Here is a 22,646-nt window from a genome sequence, read left to right as displayed (position 1 = left end):
ACCGTCAGGGCTGCGTGTCCACCCGCAGGGGCACGCCGAAGCGCGTGGTGAAGAACTGGAGGAGGTGGGCGTGCTCGAAGGCGATCTCCTCCGGGCGTTCCGTGAGGTGCGCGTGCTCGGGGATGATCATCAGGGTCGCGTCCTGGCCCCTCGCCCGGAGCTTGCGCACGAAGACGTCCGCGTCCGACAGCGACACCTTGGGGTCCCTCGCGCCCAGCATCAGGGTGATGGGGGCCTCCACGCGGTCCACCCAGGTCACGGGGGAGATGACGCGAAGCCGCTCCGCGTCCCGCTCCGGATCGCCGTATTCGGAGGCCCTGGCACCGCGCAGCTCTGGCGTCGTCTGGGAGAGGAATGAGGCCAGGTCCGTCTTGGCCGCGAAGGCGAAGCCCGCATCGTAGCTGCCCGCGAAGCGCGTCATGCCCACCAGCGTCTGGTTGCCTCCGTAGCTCCACCCGAGGATGCCCAACCTGGGGACCACGCCATCGCGGGTGAAGCGCTGGCGCAGGCAGCGGCTGGCGGCCTCCAGGTCCGTGGCGGCCGCCACGCGCAGCGGCCCGTTGTCCGCGCGGGCCCAGTCCTCGGAGCATTTGGTGCCCCGCACCGCGGGCTCCGCGAAGATGAAGCCCGCGCGGAGGAAGAACTCCGGGCGCCAGTGGTAGTCCGGCCGGGGACAGCCCGTTGTGTAGAAGGCGAGCACGGGACACGCGCGCTCCCGGCACGCGGGCGGTACCCGCACCTGGATCCGGAAGCGGACGTCGCCGTTGTCACACTCCAGGTCCTCCGAGGGGGCCGCGCTCCATCGCAGACGCTGCCCGGAGTCCGCGAGGATTGCCTTCAGAGTGGACGTCAGTGCCGCGTCGGGCTCGACACGGGGATGGCGCCGCAGCAGCTCCTCGCGCGAATCCCCGTCCCGGACGAGCGCCGCGCCCACGACGCGGGGGCTGTCCGCATCCGCATGCGCGCCGAGCACCTTCAGGGGCGCCGGGGCCGCGGGCCGCGAACACGCACCCAGCACCAGCAGGCCCACGAGACCCGGCAGGAGGAGGGGAGAACGGGATGCGCGAAGCACGGCCCACCTCCTGAGCATCAGTCGTCGTCGCCAGAGTCCGGCTGGCCGAACAGCTCACGCACCGGCACGTCGTCCTGGATGTGTTCGGCGACCACGCGGCGCATCTTCTCCGCCGTCATCCCGGAGTAGTACACCTCTCCGGGCCACCCCATGAGCTGGTAGTCCTCCGGGGACAGCGGGTCTCGCTTGCGGCCCGTGTCCTCGCGCACCACCACGTTGGGCCCCATGTGGCAGAAGCCGTAGCAGCCGCCCCGGTACAGCTCGCAGCGGGCCTGCAGGCCCTTCTCCGCCAGCGCCTCGCGCGCCGCCACGTGCACCGCGTCCGAGCCGCCCGCGCGGCAGCTGGAGCCCTTGCACACCGACATCCGGTAGCGCTTCACGGCGGGGCTCCCCGTGCCAGGCAGGCACCATGCGCATTGAAGAGGTGCAGCATCACCACATGCCCCCAGAAAAGGCTTCGGCCCGCCCTTCCCAATCCAGCGGGAAGGAGGCGGGCCGGGATGCGTGCGAAGGGGCGGCGGACGGCCCGCCCCACGCGGTGCGAAACAAAGGACTACTTGATGAACTTCGTCACCTGGATGGGACCCTGCTGCGTCACCACCGCGTGCCCGGTGCTCGCCTTGGCGTGGCCGTGGCCCGCGCCCAACTGCTTGGCGTGGCCGTGGTCCGCGTGTCCCTCGCCGACGCGCGTGTGCGCTTCCTTGTGGACGTGGTGCGGCTCCGAGGAGCTGTCGCGCTTGTTCCACGGGTCGGACGGGTGCGACACCGGCGGGCCCTTGAGCAGCTTCGGGATGTCGTAGACGAAGTTCTGCCGGTTGTACTCGGACGGCGTGTGCATGTACGTGTCCATGCGGATGGCGTCCTTGGGGCACGCCTCCACGCACAGGCCGCACACGATGCAGCGCAGCTCGTCGATGACGAACTGGGTGGGGTACTTTTCGATGACCGCCGACTCGGAGTCCGCGGACGCGTGCTCGTACTCACCGGCCTCGATGTAGATGCACTGCGCGGGGCAGATGGTCGCGCACATGTAGCAGGCCACGCAGCGCGGCTTGCCGTCGTCACGCGGCACCAGCCGGTGCAGACCGCGGTAGCCCTCCGGATAGATGGGCTTCTCTTCCGGGTACTCCACCGTGGTCATCAGGTTCATGCCCGTGCGGTCCACAACCTGGGGGTTGGGGTCGCGCGTGCCGAACATGTTGCGGAAGAAGTGCTTGGTCGTGATGGCCAGACCGCGCAGCAGCTCCGGGATGTACATCCGCTCGCGGAGGTCCGTGCGCGGGTCCTGGGAAGCATTGAACGCCATGGTGTCTTGTCTCGCTTCCGGACCGCGCTAGTGCGCGCCCGCCGGGGAGTGGGAGTGGGGGTCCGCGTGCGCCGGCAGGCCGTGCGCATCGCTTCCGTGGCCGTGCGCGTCGTGCCCATGGCCGTGCGCCGCGTCGTGCGCGTCCGCCGCCTTGGAACCCGAGGTCATCGTCAGCGCGATCACGAAGCCGATCTCCAGCAGGCCCACCACGCCCAGCGCCTGGAGGGACGGATCCCACAGCACCAGCGCGCCGCTGATGAACACGTTGGCCAGGCCCACGGGCAGCAAAATCTTCCAGCCCAGGTTCTGGATCTGATCGTAACGGAAGCGCGGGAAGGTCCAGCGGATCACCAGCTGCACCCAGATGAGCAGGATGACCTTGATCCAGAACACCGTGCCCAGCAGCGTGCCGTACACCCAGCCGTGCTCCTGGAAGAAGGGCTGCGCCGCCAGCCACTCGCCGCCGAAGGGCAGGTGGTGCCCGCCGAAGAAGAGCGACGCCGTCACGCCGGCCAGCACCACGACCTCCACGAACTCGGAGATCATGAACATGCCGAACTTCATGCCGGAGTACTCCACGAAGTAGCCGATGATTTCCGACTCGCCTTCCGGAGCGTCGAACGGGGCGCGCTTGGTCTCCGCGAAGGACGCCACGAAGAAGGCGATGAAGCCCAGGGGCTGGATGAAGATGCCCCACGCCGGCAGGCCCAGGTCGAAGCCGCCGTCCGTGCGCCACAGGTACTTCGCCTGGCCGGTGCCGGACACGAGCGCGTTGCCCACGTCACCCACCAGCGTGGGCAGCTGCACGGAGGAGAAGGCCAGGAACAGGCCCACCAGCGACAGGCCCAGCGCCACCTCGTAGCTGATCATCTGCGCGGAGGCGCGCACGCCGCCCAGCAGCGCGAACTTGTTGTTGGAGGACCAGCCGGCCAGCGACGTGCCGTACACGGCGAGCGACGCGATGGCGAGCAGGTACAGCATGCCGAAGTCCGGCGTGGCGACGACCATGTCCACCGTCTTGCCGAACACGTTCACCGTGGGCCCGGCCGGCACCACCGCGAACAGCGCGAACACCGGCGCGAAGGCGAGGATGGGGCCCAGGTTGAACAGGAAGCGGTTGGCGGTGCCGGGGACGAAGTCCTCCTTGGTCAGCATCTTCAGCACGTCGGTGATGATGTGCGGGATGCCGCCCAGGGAGCGGTTGCCCAGGCCCGGGATGGCGGACAGGCGCGCGCGGTTGGGGCCCACGCGGTCCTGCATGAACGCGGACCACTTGCGCTCCGCCAGCGTGAGCAGCGTCGCGGTGATCATCACGAAGACGAGCATCAGGAAGATGATGTTCGTCAGGCGGCTGGCACCCTCGAAGAGGTACTCCTCCGCCAGGTAGCCCACCAGATACGCCGAGGCCACTCCGCCAGCGATGGCGAAGACGATGAAGGCCATGGCGAACAGCATGGTCAGGATACGGCTCATGGTCAGATGCCCCTCACGCGCGGCGCGCCGAACTCACGGTAGCCCGGCGGACGGCCGTCGGCTCCCGACGGCAGCGGATTGATGCCCGGCTTCTCCCGGTCCGGCGGAGAGGCCTTGTCCCAGTTGAACTCGGCGAACTCGGACACCTGCCCGGAGAGCGCCCGCCACACGTCGCGCGCGGAAGCCGCGGCGGCCTCGCCGCCCAGCTCGCGCGTCAGCTCCGTGGCCCACTTCCAGTGCGGCACCGCGTCCCCCTTGGAGGGGTACGCCTTGCGGAAGCGCTGGGTGATGCCGTCCGCTTGCGTGAACGTGCCCTCGTCCTCGATGTGCGCCGAAGCGGGCAGCAGCACCGTGGCCTGCGCCGTCACCGGGGACTCGTTCTGCGCCTGGGCGACGAACACCTCCAGCTTCGCGGCGACTTCCGCGAAGGCGGCCGCGTCCGTGGGGACTTCCGTGCCCACCGCGTAGAGCGCCTTCACCTGGCCCGCGTTGATGGCGGGGGTGAGCTCCTCGAAGCCCTTGAGCGACAGCCCCAGGCCCTTGGCGATGAGCGCCAGGCCCTGGCGGTTGGGGTTCTTGTCCGCCGTCATCAGGTAGTGGTCCGCCTTGCCCTGGGGCCGGCCGCCCACGAACACGCTGGTGACGCCCAGCACCGTCTTGGCGAACGTCAGGCCCGCGAGCAGGTCCTCGTTGGACGCGAGCGGCGAGGCCAGCACCGCGAGCTGCTTGGAGCCCGCGAGCGGCTTGAGCGCCTTGACCGCGCCGAGCGCGGCGTCCTTGCGCGTGAGCACCGGCTGCACCGTGCCGGGGGCCTGCAGGCCGCGGCCCACGCGGGCGGACAGCACGCGGCCCACGTTCAGGTCCTTGTACGACAGGCGGCCCTGGTCGCACATCCAGCTCTTGTTGATGGCCTCGTTCTCACGCGGGCGGTAGCGGTAGGTGTCCTGGGACATCCAGTCCGCGGAGATGCTGCAGCCGCGCGAGCAGCCCGTGCAGACGGACGGCGTGGCGGACAGGAACCAGGAGCGCGCCTTGAAGCGGAAGTCGCGGGAGAGCAGCGCGCCCACCGGGCACACGTCCACGGTGTTCAGCGAGTAGTTGCTGTTCAGCTCGTTGCCCGGGAAGACGTCGATGCGCTCGTGGCTGCCACGGCCGAAGACGCCCAGCTGCGGCTCCTTCGGGATCTCGTTCATGAAGCGGACGCAGCGCGTGCAGATGATGCAGCGCTCCTGATCCAGCACCACGTGAGGCCCCAGCACCTTGCGCTTGTGCTTGAGAGCCTTGGTGCCCTCCAGGCGCGAGGGCTTGTAGTTGTACTTCATGTAGTAGTCCTGCAGCTTGCACTCACCGGCCTGGTCGCAGATGGAGCAGTCGACCGGGTGGTTCAGCAGCAGGAACTCCATCACCGCGCGCTGCTGCTCCTTGACCTTGGGGGTCGTGGTCTTGATGACCTGACCCTCGGCCATGGGCGTCTGGCAGGCGGGGACGAGCTTGGGCGCGTTGGACGCCTCGATGAGGCAGATGCGGCAGTTGGCCGCGATGGAGAGGCGCGGGTGGTAGCAGTAGTAGGGGATCTCCGAGCCGACCGACTTGGCCGCCTCGATCATGTTCGTCCCCGGCTTCACCACGACTTCGCGTCCGTCGATGACCGCCGTCACGAAGCCCGGGTTCTTGGGCTGCGGCTTGGGCGGAGGGCCACCGGCCGGAGGCGCCGCCGGCTTGGGCGGAGGCGTACCGGTGGGGCCGCTGGCGGCCGCGGGCGGATTGTCCAGCTTCGCGCCGGCGGGCGGGTTGGACGGCTCCGAGCCAATCTTGGCCGCGGGCGTGTCGGTGGGCGCGCCCTTGGGGGGCGTCTGCGCGTCACCGGTGGGCTTCTTCGTGTCGTTGTCGCTCACTGCTCGACCTCGCCGCCGATCATGTTGATGGTGTCAAAGGTGGGAACGAGGTCCGCGAGCATCTTGCCCTGGATGATGTGCGGCAGCGCCGCCAGCACCGGGAAGCCCGGGGCGCGCACGTGGACCTTGTACGGCCGGCCGCGACCGTCGCTCACCAGGTACCAGCCCAGCTCGCCGTTGGACGCTTCCGTCGCGTCATAGACTTCACCGGGGGGCACCTGGATGCCCTCCATCACCAGCTTGAAGTGCGCCATCACGCCTTCGATGGTGCCGTACACCTCAGGCTTGGGCGGCAGCGCGATGCGCCAGTCGTCCACGATGATGGGACCCGCGGGGATGGTGTCGAGGGCCTGGCGGATGATCTTGATGGACTGCCGCATCTCCTCCAGGCGCACGAGGTAGCGGTCGTAGTTGTCGCCGTGCTCGCCGACCACCACCTCGAAGTCGAAGCGGTCGTAGACCCAGTACGGCTGCACCTTGCGCAGGTCGTGATCCACGCCGCACGCGCGCAGCGCGGGGCCCGTCCACCCGTAGTCGATGGCGTCCTCGGCGGAGATGACGCCGGTGCCCTTGGTGCGGTCCACGAAGATGCGGTTGCGCGTGAGCAGCCCGTCCATCTCCACGAGCAGCTCTTCGGTGCGGTCCAGCGTCTTGCGAACCTTCTCCGACCAGCCTTCCGGCAGGTCGCGGTTCATGCCGCCCACGCGGCCGAAGCTGGTGGTGAGGCGCGCGCCGGTGAGCTCCGTGACGCGGTCCTGGATGAGCTCGCGGGCCTCCATGCCGTAGAGGAACGGCGCGAAGCCGCCCATCTCCAGGCCGGTGGCGCCTACGCACGTCAGGTGGTCGGTGAGCCGGTGCAGCTCGCTGCCGATGACGCGGATGTACTGGGCGCGCTCCGGGATCTCCAGGCCGATGAGCTTCTCCACGGCGTTGAGGAACCCGAAGTTGTTCATCATCGCGGACAGGTAGTTGAGCCGGTCCGTGTACGGCAGGCACTGCGTCCAGGTGACGTTCTCGCAGCTCTTCTGGAAGCCGCGGTGGAGGAAGCCGATCTCCGGGTCGATCTTGACGATGGTCTCACCCTCGAGCTCCACCTTCAGCCGCACGGTGCCGTGCGTGGCCGGGTGGGAGGGGCCCATGTTGATGACCATGTTCTTCGTCTGGAAGTGCGACTCCAGCTCCGACTCCTCGTGGGCGAGCCCATCGGTGTCGGGGTTGTGGGGCTTCTGCGCGTCGGTGTTGTGGCTGTCGGCCATGGTGAGGTCTCGATCAGGCGATGCCGCTGGTGCCGGGGCCGCGGAAGATGTCCTTGATGGGGCGCTCGGGGATCAGCGGCTGGCGGTCGCGCAGCGCGTAGTCCTTGCGCAGGGGGTGACCCTGGAACTCGTCGTACAGGAGGATGCGGCGCAGGTCCGGGTGGTCCGTGAAGCGGATGCCGTAGAAGTCGAACACCAGCCGCTCCCACCAGTTGGCGCCGCGGTACAGCGGCGTGAGGGAGGGCAGCTCCGGGCGGGTCTCGGTCACGCGCACCTTCAGGCGCACGTGCTCCTTCCGCTTGAGCGAATAGAGGAAGTAGACGACCTCGAAGCGCGGATCACTCTCCGCCAGGTGCAGGCGATCCACGGCGTCCGCGGAGCCGAACAGCTTGAAGTCCAGCTCGGGGTCCATCTTCAGGAAGGTGGCGACCTTCGGAAGCCACTCCGCATGAATGACGGCCCAGGCTCCGCCGGCGCGGTCGACATAGCGCTCCGCGACCGCTTCGGGGAACTGGGCGGCGACCCGGTCCAACGCGAAAATGCTCAAGGGGGGCCTCGATCTACGACAGAGGAAACCGCGGCTTTATAAGGACCGTTCGCGTGAGGCGTCAACGTAAACCCTCAACCGTGTAGGCCACTTAGGTGGTTCAGCAGCCCGCGTCGCGATCCACCCCCTGCCTGCCTGGGCACGGCGGCCGGAAGGGCTCAGGCGGCCACGTCCGGGCCCAGCACCGGGGCGTCCTCGGCGGGCTCGGGGATGAATGTCACCACCGGCTGGCTCTTGCCGGGGACGAGCGCGGTAGGGGCGGGGGCCCAGCGAAAGGCGTCACCCGCTTGCTCGCGGGTCGCCTGGGAGACAAGCACCGGCACCCCGAAGCCCTTGGTCAGCCGCTCGATGCGGTTGGCCAGGTTCACCGTGTCGCCGATGGCCGTGTACTCCAGGCGCCGGAACGGCGAGCCGATGTTGCCCAGCACCACCGGCCCCGTGTGCACGCCCACGCCCATGCGCAGGCCGGGTTCTCCCCTGGCGGCGCGCTCGGCGTTGACGGCTTCCAGCTCGCGCACCATGTCCAGCGCGCACCGGGTGGCGCTCCGGGCGTGGTGTGCGTCCGGCAGCGGGGCGCCGAAGTACACCATCAGTGCGTCCCCGATGAACTTGTCGAGCGTGCCGCCGTGGCGGAACACCACCTCCACCATGCGGCCGTAGTACTCGTTGAGGATGGTGACCACCTGCTCGGGTGGCAGCCGTTCGCTCAAGGAGGTGAAGTCGCGGACGTCCGCGAAGAGGACGGACACCTCGCGCAGCTCCGGGACGGGGGAGTCGCGGTCCTGGAGCCGCTCGGCGACGGCGGGGGAGAAGTAGCGGCCCAGCCGGGCGCGCTGGAGCTCCTCCTGGGTGACCGCGGCGGACAGGAATCGGATGCGTTGGAGGAGTCGGGAGGCACCCGCGGCCGTCATGGCCAGCATCACCGCGCCGGCCACCTGCGCGCCTCCGCCGATGGAGGCCTGACGCTGGAGCTCCACCTCCGCGAGGATGGCGATGACCGTGACGAGCAGGGTGACGGGCCGCCTCAGGCTCAGCGCGGACAGCAGCACGAGCGCCGCGAAGATGCCCAGCGTGAAGCCGGCCACGCCACCCGGCGACGGGGACACCGGCAGCGACAGGTGCTGCAGCCAGTACACGGCGGGTACGTCCACGAACGCGACGGACAGTGACGCCCAGCGGGCGATGCGCGCGGAGGCCGTCACCGCCACGGCCACGAGGGTGGTGCACACGAGGTACAGCGCGAAGGGCGCCAGATAGACGTCCCAGTCGTGCAGCTCGCGCACCCGGCCCAGGTACACGGCCATGGAGAACAGCACGCCCACCGCGCCCAGCCGGACCCATGCCAGGTGCCGTCCATTGGACTGCCGTTCCATGTCGAGCGCGCGCCGGACGGACTCCTGCAGGCTGTCGCTGGGCGTGGCGCTGGATGACATGGGAGTGGGCCCCCCCGGGCCGAGGGAAGCGGCGGTCAGGAACAGTAAGACGCCATCTTGCACCGACAGTGTGTGACATGCACATCAGGTGTTCCCTGAAAGCCCGGAAGAACACAGAGTTGGCATGGAAATGCCCGGACGGGGTAGAGGCTGGAGGCATGTCCGTGCGGACCGTCGCCTCCTTCTTCCGTGCCGCCTCGGGGCGCCTGGCCCTTGGCTCCCTGTTGGGGCTGCTGCTCTTCGCCGCCGAGACCGTCTGGCTGCTCAAGGCGGGCGTGGTGGGCGTGGACATCCCGCTGGACGGCCCCTACGCGGCGCTGGCGGCGGCGGTCCGGCCGTTGCTGCCCGGCGTCATCCTGCGCGTGGTCGCCGTGTACATGGTGGCGGGCGGCCTGCTGGGGCTTGGCGCGGCGGTGCTGACTTCCGCCTGGACGCGGCGGGGTGGATGGGTGGCGCTGGCGTTGATGGTGCCGCACTGGGTGGGGCTGCTGCTGTTCTGGGCCTGGGACCGGGCGCTCGCGCGGCCCGCCCTCTTTGACGACCTGCCGGCGGTGCGGCCGGTGCTGGCGTGGCTGGTGGATCACGGAGAGCCGTGGCAGGCGCGCGCGGCGGCCGGGGCGTGGGTGGCGGTCCATCTGGCCGTGCTGGCGTGGCGCGGCGCCCGGGGGTTGCGGCGGTTCGTGGCCTCTGGTGGCCCGGCGCCTCTCCGGGCGGAGCGCGCCGCGTGGGCGGGGGTGGCGGGCGTCGTCGTGGTGCTGGCGGTGGCGGTGACGGTGCGCCGGGTGGTGCCCTCCGTCCGGCAGCCGCTGGTTGTGCTCATCGGCATCGACGCGTTCCGGCCGGATCGGCTGGGCGCGACGGGGCATGGCGTCGCGCCCCAGGTCGAGCGCTTCCTCCAGGACGCGACGCTCTTCACCCAGGCCTACACGCCGGTGGCGCAGACGGAGCCCGCGTGGCGTTCGCTGCTCACCGCGCGCTGGCCGTACCGCACGGGCGTGCGCTACCCGCTGACGCCTGACGCGCGGCTCGTGCTGGCGCCCACCTTCGCGCAGCGCTTCACGGACGCCGGGTGGCGCACGGTGTTCGCCACGGACTGCTCGCGCTTCCACTTCGAGGGCCCAGCCTCCGGTTTCGCCAGGCGCTGGCAGCCTCCGCGCGGCGCGATCAACTTCGCGCTGGAGAAGCTGCGCTACCGGGCGCTGGGCCTGTTCGCGGACAACCCGGCCGGCGCCGCGTGGGTGCCCGAGTTCATCGACAACCGCGCGCTGGCCGGCATCCACGACCCCATGGGCTATGCCCGGCGGCTGTCGGACGGGCTCGTGGCGGAAGCAGGGGAGGGGCCGCTGCTCTTCGCCTTCCACGCCACGGCGGCGCACTTCCCGGGCGACCCGGTGTACCCGTTCTACCGCCGCTACGTGTCCTCCTCCGAGCCGCTGGAGCGCCGGCTGCGCATGCACTTCGCGCCGGTGAGCCCGGGAGCGAAGGGGGCGTGGAACCGCGCGGGCGCGGAGGGGCTCTACGACGAGCTGATCGCGCAGGCGGACGCGCAGGTGGGGACGCTGCTGGACGCGCTGCGGGCCTCCGGGCGCTACGACGACGCGCTCATCGTGCTGATGTCCGACCACGGCGAGAGCTTCCACGCGGACCGGCCGGACCTGGCGGGCGCGACGTCCGTGCACGGGGCCCGGCTGGGTGACGAGGAGAACCGCATCCTGCTCGCGGTGAAGATGCCTGGCGGCCGTGGCGCGGGCCCGGCGCAGGTGGACGCGCTGGCGCGGCTGGTGGACGTGGGCCCCACGCTGCTGGAGCTGTCCGGTCTGTCCGCGCTGCCGGAGTCTGACGGGGCGTCGCTCGGGCCGCTGTTGCGTGGCGAGGGGCGTCCGCTCACCCCGCTGTACGCGGAGACGGGCTACACGCACGTGAGTCCGGAGGTGTTCGACCCGGGCCACTGGCCGGGCGCGCCGCGCACCTTCGACGCGTACCGCCTGCGCCCGGACGGCGTGGTGGAGATGGGTGACGACGCGGGCACGGCGGTGCTGCGTGAGAAGGACACCGGCGCCTTCGATGGCCAGCGCTGGGTGGTGGACCGGCCGCAGGCGGATGGCAGCGTGCGCCGCACCTGCATGGGTGACTGTGAAGGGGCGGACGCGCGAGCGCTGGCGGACTGGCTGGACGACGCGACGGAGCGCGCACCGGAGTCCGCCTCACGTAGAGTCGCCGGCCATGTCGACGACCGAAACGACTCGCGGCCTCCAGGAAACGTACGCCCCCCACAACGCCTGCTTCGGGTGTGGCCCGGCCAACCCCAAGGGGCTGCGCATCCGCAGCCGCGTGGAGGGTGACCTCGTCGTCGCGGACTGGACTCCTGAGGAGCACCACCAGGCGTTCCCGGGCGTGCTCAACGGCGGCATCATCGGCGCGCTGCTGGACTGCCACTGCAACTGGACGGCGGCGTACCACCTGATGAAGGCGCAGGGCGCGACCACTCCGCCGTGCACCGTCACCGCCGACTACGCCATCGTGCTCAAGCGCCCCACGCCCATGGGCCCCGTGCACCTGTCCGCGAAGCCTGTGTCCATCGAGGGTGACCGCGTCGTCGTGGAGGGCACCCTCACCGGGGAGAATGGCAAGGTGACGGCCACCTGCCGGGGCACCTTCGTCGCCGTGAAGGAAGGCCACCCCGCGTACCACCGCTGGTAGGCCCCAAAAAACGCCTCGGGCCCCGTCACCGGCCTCTTCGTGAGAGGCGGCGCGGGGCCCGTGGGGTGACGCGAAAGCGGTGTGACTACTTGCCGGCGGCGAGCATGCGGGCGTGGTGCGCCGCGGTCTCGTTGGGCTCGCCGGGGTCGCGCAGCCGGTGCACCTGGTTGCCGATCTTGTCCTGCAGCAGCATCAGACCGTCCAGCACCTGCTCCGGGCGCGGCGGGCAGCCGGGGATGTAGACGTCCACCGGGATGATGCGGTCGATGCCCTGGAGCACCGCGTAGTTGTCGTAGAAGCCGCCGGAGGACGCGCACACGCCGAAGGACACGACCCACTTGGGCTCGGTCATCTGCTCGTAGACGCGCTTGAGGATGGGGGCCTGCTTCAGGTTGATGGTGCCCACCACCATCAGCAGGTCCGCCTGGCGCGGCGAGAAGCGCGGGAACTCCGCGCCGAAGCGCGAGATGTCGTGGCGGCTGGCGGCCACGGACATGTACTCCATGCCGCAGCACGCGGTGGCGTACGGGTAGGTGAACAGCGAGTACTTGCGGGCCCAGCCCAGGCCCTTGGACACCAGCTTCTGGAAGAAGCCCATGGCTTCGTCCCGGCGGGTGGTCATGATCGGCGCGATGTCGGTGTCAGCCATGGTGATGTCTCAGCTCTCCCAGTCGAGAGCGCCCTTCTTCCAGACGTAGATAAGGCCCACGAGCAGGGTCGACGCGAAAACCAGCATCTCCACGTAGCCGAACCAGCCGAGCGCCTGGAAGTTCACTGCCCAGGGGTACAGGAACACCGCTTCCACGTCGAACACGATGAAGAGCAGTGCGATGACGTAGAACTTCACGGCGAAGCGCTGGCGAGCGGGACCGCTCGACTCGGAGCCTGCTTCGAAGGGGGCCGACTTGGTGCTGCTCGGGCGCTTGGGGCCCAGCCGGGTGGTGACCTGGGGGATGATCATCCCCATGACACCGGCCAGCAGGAGCACCACCGCCATCGGCAGGTACGGGGCGAGGGGTGTTGTCATCGGGCGCGGACCCTAACGACACCGCTGGCGTCGTGTCAAAGGGAAACACCCCCGCGCCGGGCCCGCCAACCCCTTGAGATGACGGCCGAAACCGCGCTGCCCGGACGCCTGCTCCCGGACGGGCGGTGGATCAGCGGGCGCCCGTGTCCGCCCCGCGGCTCCCGGACCTGGACCGGGGCTCGTTTGACGCTGTGGGGAAACCACGCCTAGCGTCTGCGGGCTGTCCTTTCTGCCTTCATCGCCTGGGGAGTCGTCGACATGTGGGGCCGGCTGACCTTGCGGATGCAGGTGGCGATCGCGGTGCTGCTTCCGTGCCTCGCGGTGGTGTTCTTCACCGGGGTGTACTTCCCCGCGCGGCAGAAGGCGGCGGGCCTGGAAGTGCTCGCCGGCAGGGCGGTGACGCTGGGGACGCTGGTGGTGCGGCACCCCTCGCTCGCGCTGCCTGAAACGGCGCCGGACGCCCGCGCGCGCCGCGACGAGGTCTTCAACCAGGTCGAATCCGGCGGCTTCACGCTGACGTTCCAGGAGCTGTCCCGCGCGGACGGCACCGTGATCGCCGTGCGCGGCCAGGTGCCGGAAGGGTCCCTTCAGCCGAAGGAGCTCAAGCCGGGGGCGTGCACGGTGGCTCGGCTGACGGATTCGGATCAGGTCGTGGTGCGCTGTGAGAGCAATGGCCTCGTGTACCGCGCGGGCTTCGGCACCCACGAGGTGAAGGCGGCGCTGGCGGCGACGGAGGGCTACTCGCTCATGGGCTACCTGGGCGCCGCGGTGCTGGGCCTGGGGCTGGCCGTCATCATCAGCCGCGCCATCGCCGACCCCGTGTCGCGCGTCACGCAGGTGGCGCGTGAAGTGGCCCGGGGCGATGTCTTCCGGGGCGAGCTGGACGTGTCCGCCGCTGGCGAGGTGCGGCAGATGGCCACCTCCTTCAACGAGATGCTGAGCACGCTGCGCTCCACGGTGATGGAACTCGTCACGCGCACCGAACAGCTGTCCAGCGCGTCTCGCGGGTTGATGGGGGCCTCTGCGGATCAGGAGCACGTCATCAGCCAGCAGGCCGCGTACGCGCAGCAGATCGCCGCCACGTTCGAGGAGCTTTCCCGCACCGCCGAGCAGATCTCCTCGTCCACGGAGGTGGTGGAGTCCAGCGCGCGGCGCACCCATGACGCGGTGGCGGAGGCCATGGCGGTGGTGGCGCAGGTGGTGGGCGGCATCAACGACATCCGCACGGAGTCCAAGGGCGTGGCGGACGCCATCGTGGGGCTGAACAAGGATTTGCAGCAGGTCTCCAAGATCGCCCAGGTCATCAACCAGGTGGCGGAGCGAAGCGACCTGCTGGCGCTCAACGCGGCGCTGGAGGGCACCAAGGCGGGCGACGTGGGCCGGGGCTTCTCTCTGGTGGCCGCGGAGATGCGCAAGCTGGCGGAGAACGTGTCCGTGTCCGCGCGCGACATCGCCCGCATCGTGGAGAAGGTGCAGGACTCCGGCGAGGAGGCCGCGTCCAAGGCCCGCGTGGGCATGGCGACGAGCGACCGGGGCGTGGAGGTGGCCGAGCAGGCCTCCGCCGTCTTCCTGCGCATCGTGGAGCTGGCGCGCGGCACCAGCGAGGCGGCGCGGCAGATCACCATCGCCACCCGCCAGCAGCGTCAGTCCAGCGAGCAGGCGGTGCAGGGCGCGCGCAACGTGGCGGACCTGGTGAAGCAGGGCGTGGACGCCACCGGCCGCACCACCCGCATCGCCCAGGACCTCCAGGCCGTGGCCGAAGGCCTCACCGCGGTGACGAGCCGTTTCAAGGCCCAGCCCCGGCCGTAGTCAGACGGGCCGGGACGAAGGCGCGCGTGCGCGCAGCTTCTGGAACAGCTCCGGGGACATGGCCGCGACGCCCAGGCGGTGGTCGGGCGCCACCGCCTCTCCGTGGAAGTCACTGCCGAAGGTGGGCACCAGGTCGAGCTCCGCCGCGAGCGCCAGGTACTTCTGCCGCACCGAGGGGTTGTGGGCCACGCTGAGGATCTCCAGGCCGGAGAGGCCCGCCTTCGCCAGCGCTTGAATCTCCGAGCGCTCCATCTTGGAGGAGCTGGGGTGGGCCAGCGTCGCGGTGCCGCCCGCGTTGCGGATGAGCCGGATGGCCTCCGCGCCGTCCAGCTTGAAGCGCTCCACCCACGCCGCGCGGCCCGTGCCCAGGAAGCGGTCGAACGCGGCCTTCACGTCGATGCACCAGCCCTGATCCACCAGCACCCGCGCCAGGTGGGGCCGCCCCAGCTGCGCGTCCCCGGCCACCTTGCGCACCTGCTCCATGCGCACTGGAAAGCCCAGCTCCCTCAGGCGGGCCACCATGGCCTCCATGCGGTGGGTGCGCTCGTCGCGCAGCCGGTCCGCGAAGCGCGCGAGGTCCGGGTCCTCCGGGCGCAGGAAGTGGCCCAGGATGTGGGCCTCCTTGCCGTAGACGAAGGCGGACAGCTCGATGCCGGGCACCAGCTCGACACCATGCGTTGCGGCGGCCTGCCGGGCTTCGTGGAGCCCCGCCACCGTGTCGTGGTCCGTCACGGCCAGGACGGTGACGCCCGCGGCGGCGGCTCTCGCCACCAGCTCCGAGGGCGGGTACTGGCCGTCACTGGCGGTGGTGTGCGAATGCAGGTCGATCACGGCGGTGGAACCCTCCGGAGGGCGGCGAGGCGGGCACTCTTACGCCATGTCCCCATGGGAAGGGGCCGGAAGAGCGGGCCCTGTGTGAATCCGCACGGCGAGGGGTTTGTTCCTGTCCGGTGGCGGCCCCAGGGGAGGGCGGGGTTGGAGCCGGGCCTCCCCTTGGCAGGCCGGCGGTGCTAGATCGCCGCGCCATGGCCAAGACCCCGACCCCGAAGAAGTCCACCCTTCGCGCCGCCTACGCGAACGCGCGCAAGGCGGATCCGCGCCCCATCACCGGCAAGGAGAAGCCGACGGAGCTGCTCGCGCACGCCTTCAGCGCCTACGTGGGCCGCCAGGAGCGCACCGCGTTCGAGCTGATGCAGCAGTCCGTGCAGCAGGACGCGTCCATCTTCCTCACGCTGTCGGGTGCCATGACACCCGCGGGCCTGCACCAGTCCTGCCTCATCCCGCTGGTGGAGAAGGGCATCATCTCCGCCATCACCACCACGGGCGCCAACCTCTACCACGACGCCCACCGCATCATCGGTCACGGCATCCGCGAGGTGAACCCCAACGCGGGTGACCTCCAGTACCGCCTGGCGCGCATCATCCGCATCTACGACCTGGGCTTCTGGGAAGAGGCGCTGCTCGACACCGACCGCCTCTTCTCCGCCATCCTCCGGCAGCCGCAGTTCCAGCGGAAGATGACCACCCCGGAGTTCCACTACCTCCTGGGCAAGGCCATTTACGGCATCGAGAAGCAGCTGGGCGTGAAGCAGCCGTCGCTGTTGTCCACCTGCTACAAGCACGGTGTGCCCATCTGGGTGGGCGCGGTGCAGGACGGCTCCATCTTCCTCAACGTCGTGAAGCTGAAGCGCCTGCTGGGCGACGAGTTCAAGTTCGAGCTCGACATCAACGACGACGTCTATTCCATGGCCGCCATGCAGCACTACTGCCGCCACAACGGCAGCGGGAAGCTGGCCATCTGGATCCTGGGCGGCGGCGTGCCCAAGAACTACACGCTCCAGGGCGAGCCGCTGCTCGACCAGATCCTGAACGTCCCCACGTCGGGCTTCGACATCGACGTGCAGTTCTGCGTGGACCCGGTGGACAACGGCGCGCTGTCCAGCTGCCCGGCCGGTGAGGGCCACACCTGGGGCAAGGTGTCCGTGGAGGCGGTGGAGACGGGCTCCATGTACGTGCACTGCGACGTGACGGCGGTGTTCCCCTGGCTCACGCACGCGCTGTTCAGCGAGCCCAAGAACAAGCGCAAGCCCATGCGCCTGATGGACAAGATGGACGACGCGGTGAAGTTCCTGGACGCGGACGTCAAGAAGCGCAGCAAGTCGCTGATGAAGACGCTGGACTGGAGCGTCGAGGAAGCCGCGCCCTCCTCCAAGAAGGATGCGAAGGCCCACGACAGCTTCGTGCGTTAGAGCGCAGTTCTTCCAACCCAGGCCTCAGGTCCCAAGGAGAAGGTGATGAGTCAGCAGCCCGCGACGGGTGTGGTGATGTCCCTGGTGAGTGCTCCCCAGCTGAAGACGCAGGTGACGCACGGTCCGTCCGGCGCGACGTTGCCCACGGAGGCGCCGAAGGACAACGGCGGCACCGGCGGCAGCTTCTCCCCCACGGACCTGGTGGCCACGGCGCTGGCGTCCTGTGTCGTGACGACCATGCACCTGGTGGCCGGCAAGGAGGGCATCACCCTGGGCGAGGTGCGCGCGACGGTGGAGAAGCGGATGACCCCGCCGCCGCGCAAGATTGGCGAGCTGGTGATTTCCATCCTGATGCCGGCCGGCCTCGTGCCGGAGCACCGCGCCATGCTGGAGAAGATCGCCCACGAGTGTCCCGTGGCGCGCAGCCTCCACCCGGACGTGAAGGTCACGGCGTCGTTCGGCTATCCGGACTGAAGCAGTCGTAAGGGGGCTCGGTCGGCTGCCCGCCCTCCGAGCCCCGCGTGCGGCAAGTGGCCGCCGTGCCCACCCTCGAGAAGTTCTCTGATGCCTCGGGGGAGGGGCACTCGGCATGAATCTGAAGCGACTGGGCATCTATCTCAACGACCACCTGCTGGGCTCCACCGTGGGGTTGGATCTCGCGAAGCGGACCGAGCGCGAGAACCGCAGCAATGCGGTGGGCCAGTACCTGGCCACGCTGATTCCGCTGCTGGAGCAGGACCGCGCCACGCTGCTGTCGGTGATGTCCTCGGTGGAGGCGCGCGTGGATCCGCTGAAGGTGGGCGGCGCGTGGCTGACGGAGAAGCTGTCGCGCCTGAAGCTCAACGGCTCCTGGCTGCGCTACTCACCGTTGAGCCGGTTGGTGGAGCTGGAGGGCCTGTGCGTGGGCTCCCACGGACGCGTGTCCATGTGGAGGAGCCTGGCGAAGGTGGCCGCGAAGGAGCCGCGTCTGGCGCGGTTCGACTTCGCCTTCCTCGCCGAGCGCGCCGACGGGCAGCTGGAGACGCTCCAGACGCTGCGCCTTCGCGCGACGGAGACCGCGTTCAGCGACACATCCGTCGAGACCGGCGAACAGGCACCGGTCCCGACGGAGGCTTGAGCCGTCAGGGACTTCAGGTCCCCGAGGGCGTCACGGGCGTGCGCGCCCCGTTCTCGGGGCCGGGCAGCAGGCGCAGCTGGCTGGCGGAGGTGAACGTCGCGTCCACCTCGCGCTCCAGGTACGTGTAGCCGGACAGGCCGTCCTCGTAGACGCGCAGCAGGTTGCGGGACTCGTCCAGGGTGATGCGTCCCTGGCGCAGCGCCAGCTCCGTGAACTTGCGCAGCTTCGCGACGAGGTCGTCCTTGTTGTAGCTCACGTAGTTGAGCACTTCCGTCACGGTGTCCCCGGCGACGACGTGGTCGATGAGGTAGCCGCCGCCCGGAGCCAGCGACACCTGCACCGTGTGCGTGTCTCCGAAGAGGTTGTGCAGGTCGCCCAGGATCTCCTGGTACGCGCCCACCAGGAAGATGCCCAGGTAGTAGTCGTCGCTGTTGAGCGCGTGCAGCTCCAGCGCGTCCTTCACCTCGCGCTTGTCGATGAAGTGCTCGATCTTCCCGTCCGAGTCGCAGGTGATGTCCGCCAGCGTCGCGCGCCGGGTCGGCTTCTCCGCCAGACGGTGGATGGGCATCATCGGGAAGAGCTGATCAATGGCCCACGAGTCCGGCAGCGACTGGAACACGGAGAAGTTGCAGAAGTACGTGTCCGACAGCTGCTTCTCCAGCGCCTCCAGCTCCTCCGGAATCTCCCCGGCCTCGCGCGCCACGCGCAAAATCTTGTGGCAGATGGCCCAGTAGAGGTTCTCCGCCGCCACGCGCTGCTCCAGCGACAGGTGGCCCAGGGAGAACAGCTGGAGGCTCTCCTCCTTGGCGTCCTGCGCGTCGTGGAAGGCCTCGATGACGTTCTTGTTCGTGACCTCGCGGAACGTCGAATAGAGGTTGCGCACCACGGAGGGCGCCTTGTCGTCCACCTTGTCGGGCGTCTGGGACGGGTCGAACTCGCTGGTGCCCAGCACGTCCACCACCAGCACCGCGTGGTGCGCCACGACGGCGCGGCCGGACTCGGAGACGAGCGTGGGGTGCGGCACGCCCGCGCGGTCGCACGCCTCCATCACGCCGAAGACGACGTCGTTGGCGTACTCCTCCGTCGTGTAGTTCATGGAGGAGGCGAAGTTCGTCTGGGAGCCGTCGTAGTCCACGCCCAGGCCGCCGCCCACGTCCAGGTACTTCAGCGGCGCGCCCTGGCGAGCCACCTCCACGTAGAAGCAGCCCACCTCGCGCAGCGCGTTCTTCACGTTGCGGATGTTGGAGATCTGGCTTCCCAGGTGGAAGTGAAGCAGCTCGAAGGAGGACAGCAGGCCCGCGTCCTTCATGAAGCTGATGCAGTTCATCAGCTCCGAAGAGGACAGGCCGAACTTGGACCGGTCACCGCCGGACGCTTCCCACTTGCCGGCGCCGCGCGTGGACAGCTTCACGCGCATGCCCAGCCGCGGCGTGATGCCCGTGCGGCGCGCCACCTCCGCGATGAGGGGCAGCTCGCTGGGCTTCTCCACCACCAGGATGACGTTGCGGCCCAGGCGCGAGTAGAAGAGCGCCGTCTCGATGTACTCCTCGTCCTTGTAGCCGTTGCAGATGACGAGCGCGTCTTCGCTGTCCAGCAGCGCCATCACGGCGAGCAGCTCCGGCTTGCTGCCGGCCTCCAGGCCGTAGGTGTACTCCTTGCCCGCCTCGATGATGGTCTCCACCACGTAGCGGTGCTGGTTCACCTTGATGGGGTACACGCCCCGGTACAGGCCCTTGTAGCCCTGATCCGCGATGGCCTTCTTGAACGCGTTGTTCAGGTGCACCACGCGGTGGCGCAGCACGTCCGTGAAGCGCAGGAGCAGCGGCAGACCGATGCCCCGGCGACGGACCTCGTCCACCAGCTCCTTGAGGTCCATGCTCGGAGCGGCGGGCCCGTCCGGGTGGACGCACACGTGGCCCTTGTCGTTGATGCCGAAGTAGGGCGAGCCCCAGTTGCGGATGCCGTACAGCTCATGAGCATCGGCCAGGGTCCAGCGGTGCTGAGGGGAGGGAGCGGCCATCGTTGTTTCGTGCCTCCGGTGGAGCGCGCGGCGGGGGTGTGGAAACTCCCATGAACACGGGAGGGGGGCCGGACTATCGGAAACGCCCCATCCATTCAATAGCCGCCTGTTCCCAGGGCAAGCAGGCGAGCAGGGGCCCCATTCCGGGCTCTAGCCCCGGTGGGCCGGTCAGCATCCAATTCCTACCCTTCCACCTGGGCAGCGCAGGGAGGTCGAGTGGAGAGAAGGGGAGGGTACATGGAGTCGTCCGCACGCAGGGAAGAGGCAGCGCCACTGACCCCGCGGGAGATCTTCGAACGGCTGGACAGGTACGTCATCGGCCAGGACGTCGTGAAGCGAGCGGTGGCCATCGCCGCGCACAACCACCTCAAGCGCATCCAGGCGCGGCGGATGCGCCGGCAGTCCCTCATCAAGAAGTCCAACATCCTGCTCATTGGCCCCACGGGCAGCGGCAAGACGCACATCGCGCGCAACCTGGCGGAGATCCTCCAGGTCCCGTTCACCACCGTGGACGCCACCGAGTACACGGAGGCGGGCTACTACGGGAAGGACGTGGAGGTGATGGTGTCCGACCTGCTCTTCAAGGCGAACCACTCCGTGGAGGACACCCAGCGAGGCATCATCTTCATCGACGAGGTGGACAAGATTGCCCGCCGCACCCAGGGCGCCCGCAACGGCGCGGGCAGCCGCGACATCGGCGGTGAGGGCGTGCAGCAGTCGCTCCTGAAGCTCCTGGAAGGGCGCGAGGTGCACGTGCCCATGAATGTCACGCAGGCGTGGAACAAGAGTGACTTCGTGCAGGTGGACACGCGCGACATCCTCTTCATCTGCGCGGGCACGTTCAGTGACCTGCACGACTTCGGCGACGAGGGCGGCCGGGCCATGGGCTTTGGCGCGGATGCGTTCGGGGCGAAGCGCAAGGAGAAGCGCATCTCCACGAAGCAGCTGGTGGACTTCGGGATGATGGCGGAGTTCCTGGGCCGCATGCCGGTGATGGTGCAGCTGGAGCGGCTGGGCGAGTCCGACCTGTTGCGCGTGCTCACCGAGCCTCCGGATGCCATCACCCGCGAGTTCAAGGAGCTGCTGGCGCTGGATGAGATTGAGCTGGAGTTCCCGGAGAGTGGCCTGCGGGAGGTGGTGCGCTATTCCATGTCGCGCGGGCTGGGAGCTCGCGGCCTGCGCTCCATCCTGGAGCACGTGATGTCGGACATCATGTTCGAGGCGCCGGAGCGCAAGCACCGCCACGTGACGGTGGACGCGGAGTTCGTGAAGGCGCGGCTCGCGGCGCTGGACGACGTGGAGCTCAACGCTTAGCGGGCGTTGGCTTCTCGGAGGCCCGGGCGGCGGCGCCCAGCCGTGCCGCCGCCTGCGGATCCTGGATGAGCTGGAGCACCACGTCGTTGCGCAACAGGGCCCGCGTGTCGCCGCGCTCCAGCGCGTCCTGCAGGTCCCGGTGCGACAGCGCGAGCTGGAAGCGCGGGTCCTTGCGCAGCGCCTTGTAGGCGGGGTCCTCCTGGAGCTTCTTCGCCTTGGCGGGGTCGTGCGCGGCCTGGGCCACCTGGACCAGGTCCTCCAGCGGGGCGAACTGGGTCAGCTCGAAGAGGTTGAAGCGGCGGGACATGTCGAACGCGACGGAGTCCTTGGGGGCCACGCCCCAGCGCTTGCCGGCGATGACGACGTGCTGCTCCATGAACGTCAGCGCGCTCAGGCAGACCCAGAACAGGGCCGCCATCTTTCCTCCGCCGAGCACGAAGCCCAGGGTGCGGTCCAGGCCGCGCTCGTCGGAGTCCCTGCCGGAGAGGAAGCGCAGCAGCAGCGCGCCCAGGGCGTAGCGCACGGTGAGCCACGTGACGACGAAGAGGAGCACCGTGCCGAAGAGCGTCCCGATGAGCAGCGGTGAGCCCAGCGCTACGGCGAGCTTGGGGCCGGCGAGGGGCGCGAGCTTGCGCGAGACGAAGTAGCCCGCAGCGAGCCCCACGGAGTTGGCCACCTGACGGGCGGCGCCGGAGAGGGCGCCGAGGATGCCGAAGAACAGCACCATGCCCAGGAGGATGAGGTCGATGACCATGGGGTGGGCTCCTGGGGGCCGCTAGCGGATCTTGAACGAGGAATCGCCCTTGGACTTGTCCGCGGTCTGCTTCTGGGCTTCCGCGAGGGCTTCCTTGTAGCGGGCGTTGGCGGGCTCGTAGGTGAGCGCCATCTTGAGGTTGCGCTCCGCGGCGGAAGGGTTGCCGGACTCCAGGTCCTTCTGGGCCTGGGTGTAGAACTGACGGCCCTTGGGGTGGGTGCCGATCTGCTCTTCCTGCTCCTTCTTCGCGGCGGCCTTCGTTTCGGACTCGGAGGCGTCGGTGAAGCGCAGTTTCTGCGCGCGGTCCGGGCTGGCGATGTCGGAGAGGTACTTCTTGCGCTTGGTGTCGTCGCGCAGGACGTAATAGGCCTCGGTGACGCGCTTGTAGAGCTCGTTCACCTGGTCCTTGAGGGCCTTGGACTCCAGCTGGAAGAAGCGGTCCGGGTGGTAGACGCGGCTCTCTTTGTAGAAGGCCTTCTTGATGTCGCCGGGGACGGCGGTGCGCTCCAGGCCGAGCAGCTCGAAGTAGTCCAGCTGGTCGAGCTTCGCGCAGCGCGACTCCAGGTCCGCGAGCTGCTCCGGGCTGAGGGCCGGGCCCCCCGCGGCGGCGGGCGGCGGCGGAGGCGTGCTGGCGGCGGGAGGACGCGGCGGGGCCACGGGCGCTGGCGTCGGCG

At 69.4% G+C, this 22,646-nt stretch carries 21 protein-coding genes; 7 read left to right on the top strand and 14 right to left on the bottom strand.

Going from position 1 to position 22,646, the window contains the following annotated elements; all coding sequences use genetic code 11:
- Positions 1 to 4: 4 nt before the first annotated feature.
- The 8 genes from D7Y15_RS17705 to D7Y15_RS17670 all read right to left on the bottom strand — a co-directional run bounded on the left by D7Y15_RS17705 (position 5) and on the right by D7Y15_RS17670 (position 8,982).
- A complete protein-coding gene (locus tag D7Y15_RS17705) occupies positions 5 to 1,072 on the bottom strand; it encodes a S9 family peptidase (protein ID WP_158629066.1) in 1,068 nt (355 codons plus the stop codon).
- Between the two features lie 17 nt (positions 1,073 to 1,089).
- Positions 1,090 to 1,452, bottom strand: a complete 363-nt coding sequence (locus D7Y15_RS17700; RefSeq protein WP_121753322.1) for a ferredoxin — start codon at positions 1,450 to 1,452, stop codon at positions 1,090 to 1,092.
- Positions 1,453 to 1,625: 173 nt separating this feature from the next.
- Positions 1,626 to 2,378, bottom strand: coding sequence for an NADH-quinone oxidoreductase subunit I (locus D7Y15_RS17695; protein ID WP_120577353.1), 753 nt, complete (start codon positions 2,376 to 2,378; stop codon positions 1,626 to 1,628).
- A gap of 27 nt (positions 2,379 to 2,405) precedes the next feature.
- The gene (locus D7Y15_RS17690; RefSeq protein ID WP_121753321.1) at positions 2,406 to 3,851 is read right to left on the bottom strand and encodes a complex I subunit 1 family protein; all 1,446 of its coding nucleotides are present in this window, start codon (positions 3,849 to 3,851) and stop codon (positions 2,406 to 2,408) included.
- A 2-nt stretch (positions 3,852 to 3,853) separates the two neighbouring features.
- On the bottom strand, positions 3,854 to 5,746 hold the full coding sequence (locus D7Y15_RS17685; RefSeq protein ID WP_121753320.1) for a 2Fe-2S iron-sulfur cluster-binding protein: 1,893 nt from the start codon (positions 5,744 to 5,746) through the stop codon (positions 3,854 to 3,856).
- Positions 5,743 to 7,002: an NADH dehydrogenase (quinone) subunit D gene (gene nuoD, locus D7Y15_RS17680; RefSeq protein WP_120577350.1), complete on the bottom strand. Its 1,260-nt coding sequence runs from the start codon at positions 7,000 to 7,002 to the stop codon at positions 5,743 to 5,745. Before nuoD ends, D7Y15_RS17685 begins: the two co-directional genes overlap by 4 nt.
- A gap of 13 nt (positions 7,003 to 7,015) precedes the next feature.
- On the bottom strand, positions 7,016 to 7,534 hold the full coding sequence (locus D7Y15_RS17675) for an NADH-quinone oxidoreductase subunit C (RefSeq protein ID WP_120566563.1): 519 nt from the start codon (positions 7,532 to 7,534) through the stop codon (positions 7,016 to 7,018).
- A 173-nt stretch (positions 7,535 to 7,707) separates the two neighbouring features.
- Positions 7,708 to 8,982 (bottom strand): adenylate/guanylate cyclase domain-containing protein, encoded by a 1,275-nt coding sequence (locus tag D7Y15_RS17670; RefSeq protein ID WP_121753319.1) that lies wholly within the window; start codon positions 8,980 to 8,982, stop codon positions 7,708 to 7,710.
- Between the two features lie 158 nt (positions 8,983 to 9,140).
- On the opposite strand from D7Y15_RS17670, the gene D7Y15_RS17665 reads away from it, so the two are divergent.
- Complete coding sequence (locus D7Y15_RS17665) at positions 9,141 to 11,324, top strand: sulfatase-like hydrolase/transferase (protein WP_121753318.1); 2,184 nt, start codon at positions 9,141 to 9,143, stop codon at positions 11,322 to 11,324.
- Positions 11,314 to 11,682, top strand: a complete 369-nt coding sequence (locus D7Y15_RS17660) for a PaaI family thioesterase (RefSeq protein ID WP_171808294.1) — start codon at positions 11,314 to 11,316, stop codon at positions 11,680 to 11,682. The genes D7Y15_RS17665 and D7Y15_RS17660 overlap by 11 nt, the downstream gene beginning before the upstream one ends.
- A gap of 85 nt (positions 11,683 to 11,767) precedes the next feature.
- Here D7Y15_RS17660 and D7Y15_RS17655 read toward each other — a convergent pair whose 3' ends face one another.
- Positions 11,768 to 12,331 (bottom strand): NADH-quinone oxidoreductase subunit B, encoded by a 564-nt coding sequence (locus D7Y15_RS17655; protein ID WP_120566535.1) that lies wholly within the window; start codon positions 12,329 to 12,331, stop codon positions 11,768 to 11,770.
- A 9-nt stretch (positions 12,332 to 12,340) separates the two neighbouring features.
- Positions 12,341 to 12,709 carry an NADH-quinone oxidoreductase subunit A gene (locus D7Y15_RS17650; RefSeq protein ID WP_120577346.1) on the bottom strand — a complete coding sequence of 123 codons (369 nt, stop codon included), beginning with the start codon at positions 12,707 to 12,709 and terminating at the stop codon, positions 12,341 to 12,343.
- 258 nt (positions 12,710 to 12,967) lie between these two features.
- On the opposite strand from D7Y15_RS17650, the gene D7Y15_RS17645 reads away from it, so the two are divergent.
- Positions 12,968 to 14,518, top strand: coding sequence for a methyl-accepting chemotaxis protein (locus D7Y15_RS17645; RefSeq protein WP_120577345.1), 1,551 nt, complete (start codon positions 12,968 to 12,970; stop codon positions 14,516 to 14,518).
- On the opposite strand, the gene D7Y15_RS17640 is transcribed toward D7Y15_RS17645, so the two are convergent.
- A complete protein-coding gene (locus D7Y15_RS17640; protein WP_120577344.1) occupies positions 14,519 to 15,349 on the bottom strand; it encodes a PHP domain-containing protein in 831 nt (276 codons plus the stop codon).
- Positions 15,350 to 15,543: 194 nt separating this feature from the next.
- On the opposite strand from D7Y15_RS17640, the gene D7Y15_RS17635 reads away from it, so the two are divergent.
- The 3 genes from D7Y15_RS17635 to D7Y15_RS17625 all read left to right on the top strand — a co-directional run bounded on the left by D7Y15_RS17635 (position 15,544) and on the right by D7Y15_RS17625 (position 17,884).
- A complete protein-coding gene (locus tag D7Y15_RS17635) occupies positions 15,544 to 16,767 on the top strand; it encodes a deoxyhypusine synthase family protein (RefSeq protein ID WP_121753317.1) in 1,224 nt (407 codons plus the stop codon).
- Between the two features lie 45 nt (positions 16,768 to 16,812).
- Entirely contained in the window at positions 16,813 to 17,241 is a 429-nt protein-coding gene (locus D7Y15_RS17630) for an OsmC family protein (protein WP_120594623.1), read from the top strand.
- Positions 17,242 to 17,356: 115 nt separating this feature from the next.
- Positions 17,357 to 17,884: a hypothetical protein gene (locus D7Y15_RS17625; protein ID WP_121753316.1), complete on the top strand. Its 528-nt coding sequence runs from the start codon at positions 17,357 to 17,359 to the stop codon at positions 17,882 to 17,884.
- A 13-nt stretch (positions 17,885 to 17,897) separates the two neighbouring features.
- Here D7Y15_RS17625 and speA read toward each other — a convergent pair whose 3' ends face one another.
- Positions 17,898 to 19,904 carry a biosynthetic arginine decarboxylase gene (gene speA / locus D7Y15_RS17620; protein WP_120577340.1) on the bottom strand — a complete coding sequence of 669 codons (2,007 nt, stop codon included), beginning with the start codon at positions 19,902 to 19,904 and terminating at the stop codon, positions 17,898 to 17,900.
- Between the two features lie 237 nt (positions 19,905 to 20,141).
- Here speA and clpX point away from each other — a divergent pair, with 237 nt between their 5' ends.
- Complete coding sequence (clpX, locus tag D7Y15_RS17615) at positions 20,142 to 21,218, top strand: ATP-dependent Clp protease ATP-binding subunit ClpX (protein ID WP_121753315.1); 1,077 nt, start codon at positions 20,142 to 20,144, stop codon at positions 21,216 to 21,218.
- Here the strand turns inward: clpX and D7Y15_RS17610 are convergent.
- Positions 21,208 to 21,972, bottom strand: coding sequence for a CvpA family protein (locus tag D7Y15_RS17610; protein WP_121753314.1), 765 nt, complete (start codon positions 21,970 to 21,972; stop codon positions 21,208 to 21,210). The two genes, clpX and D7Y15_RS17610, sit on opposite strands and share 11 nt — an antisense overlap.
- A gap of 21 nt (positions 21,973 to 21,993) precedes the next feature.
- On the bottom strand, positions 21,994 to 22,646 hold a 653-nt coding region (locus tag D7Y15_RS17605), incomplete at its 5' end, for a DnaJ domain-containing protein (RefSeq protein ID WP_233604990.1).

Origin of the sequence: Corallococcus sp. AB030 (assembly GCF_003668965.1) — a bacterium.
Lineage (GTDB): Bacteria > Myxococcota > Myxococcia > Myxococcales > Myxococcaceae > Corallococcus > Corallococcus exiguus.
Note: the sequence above shows the minus strand (reverse complement) of the source record. Positions and strands in the feature narration are given on the sequence as shown.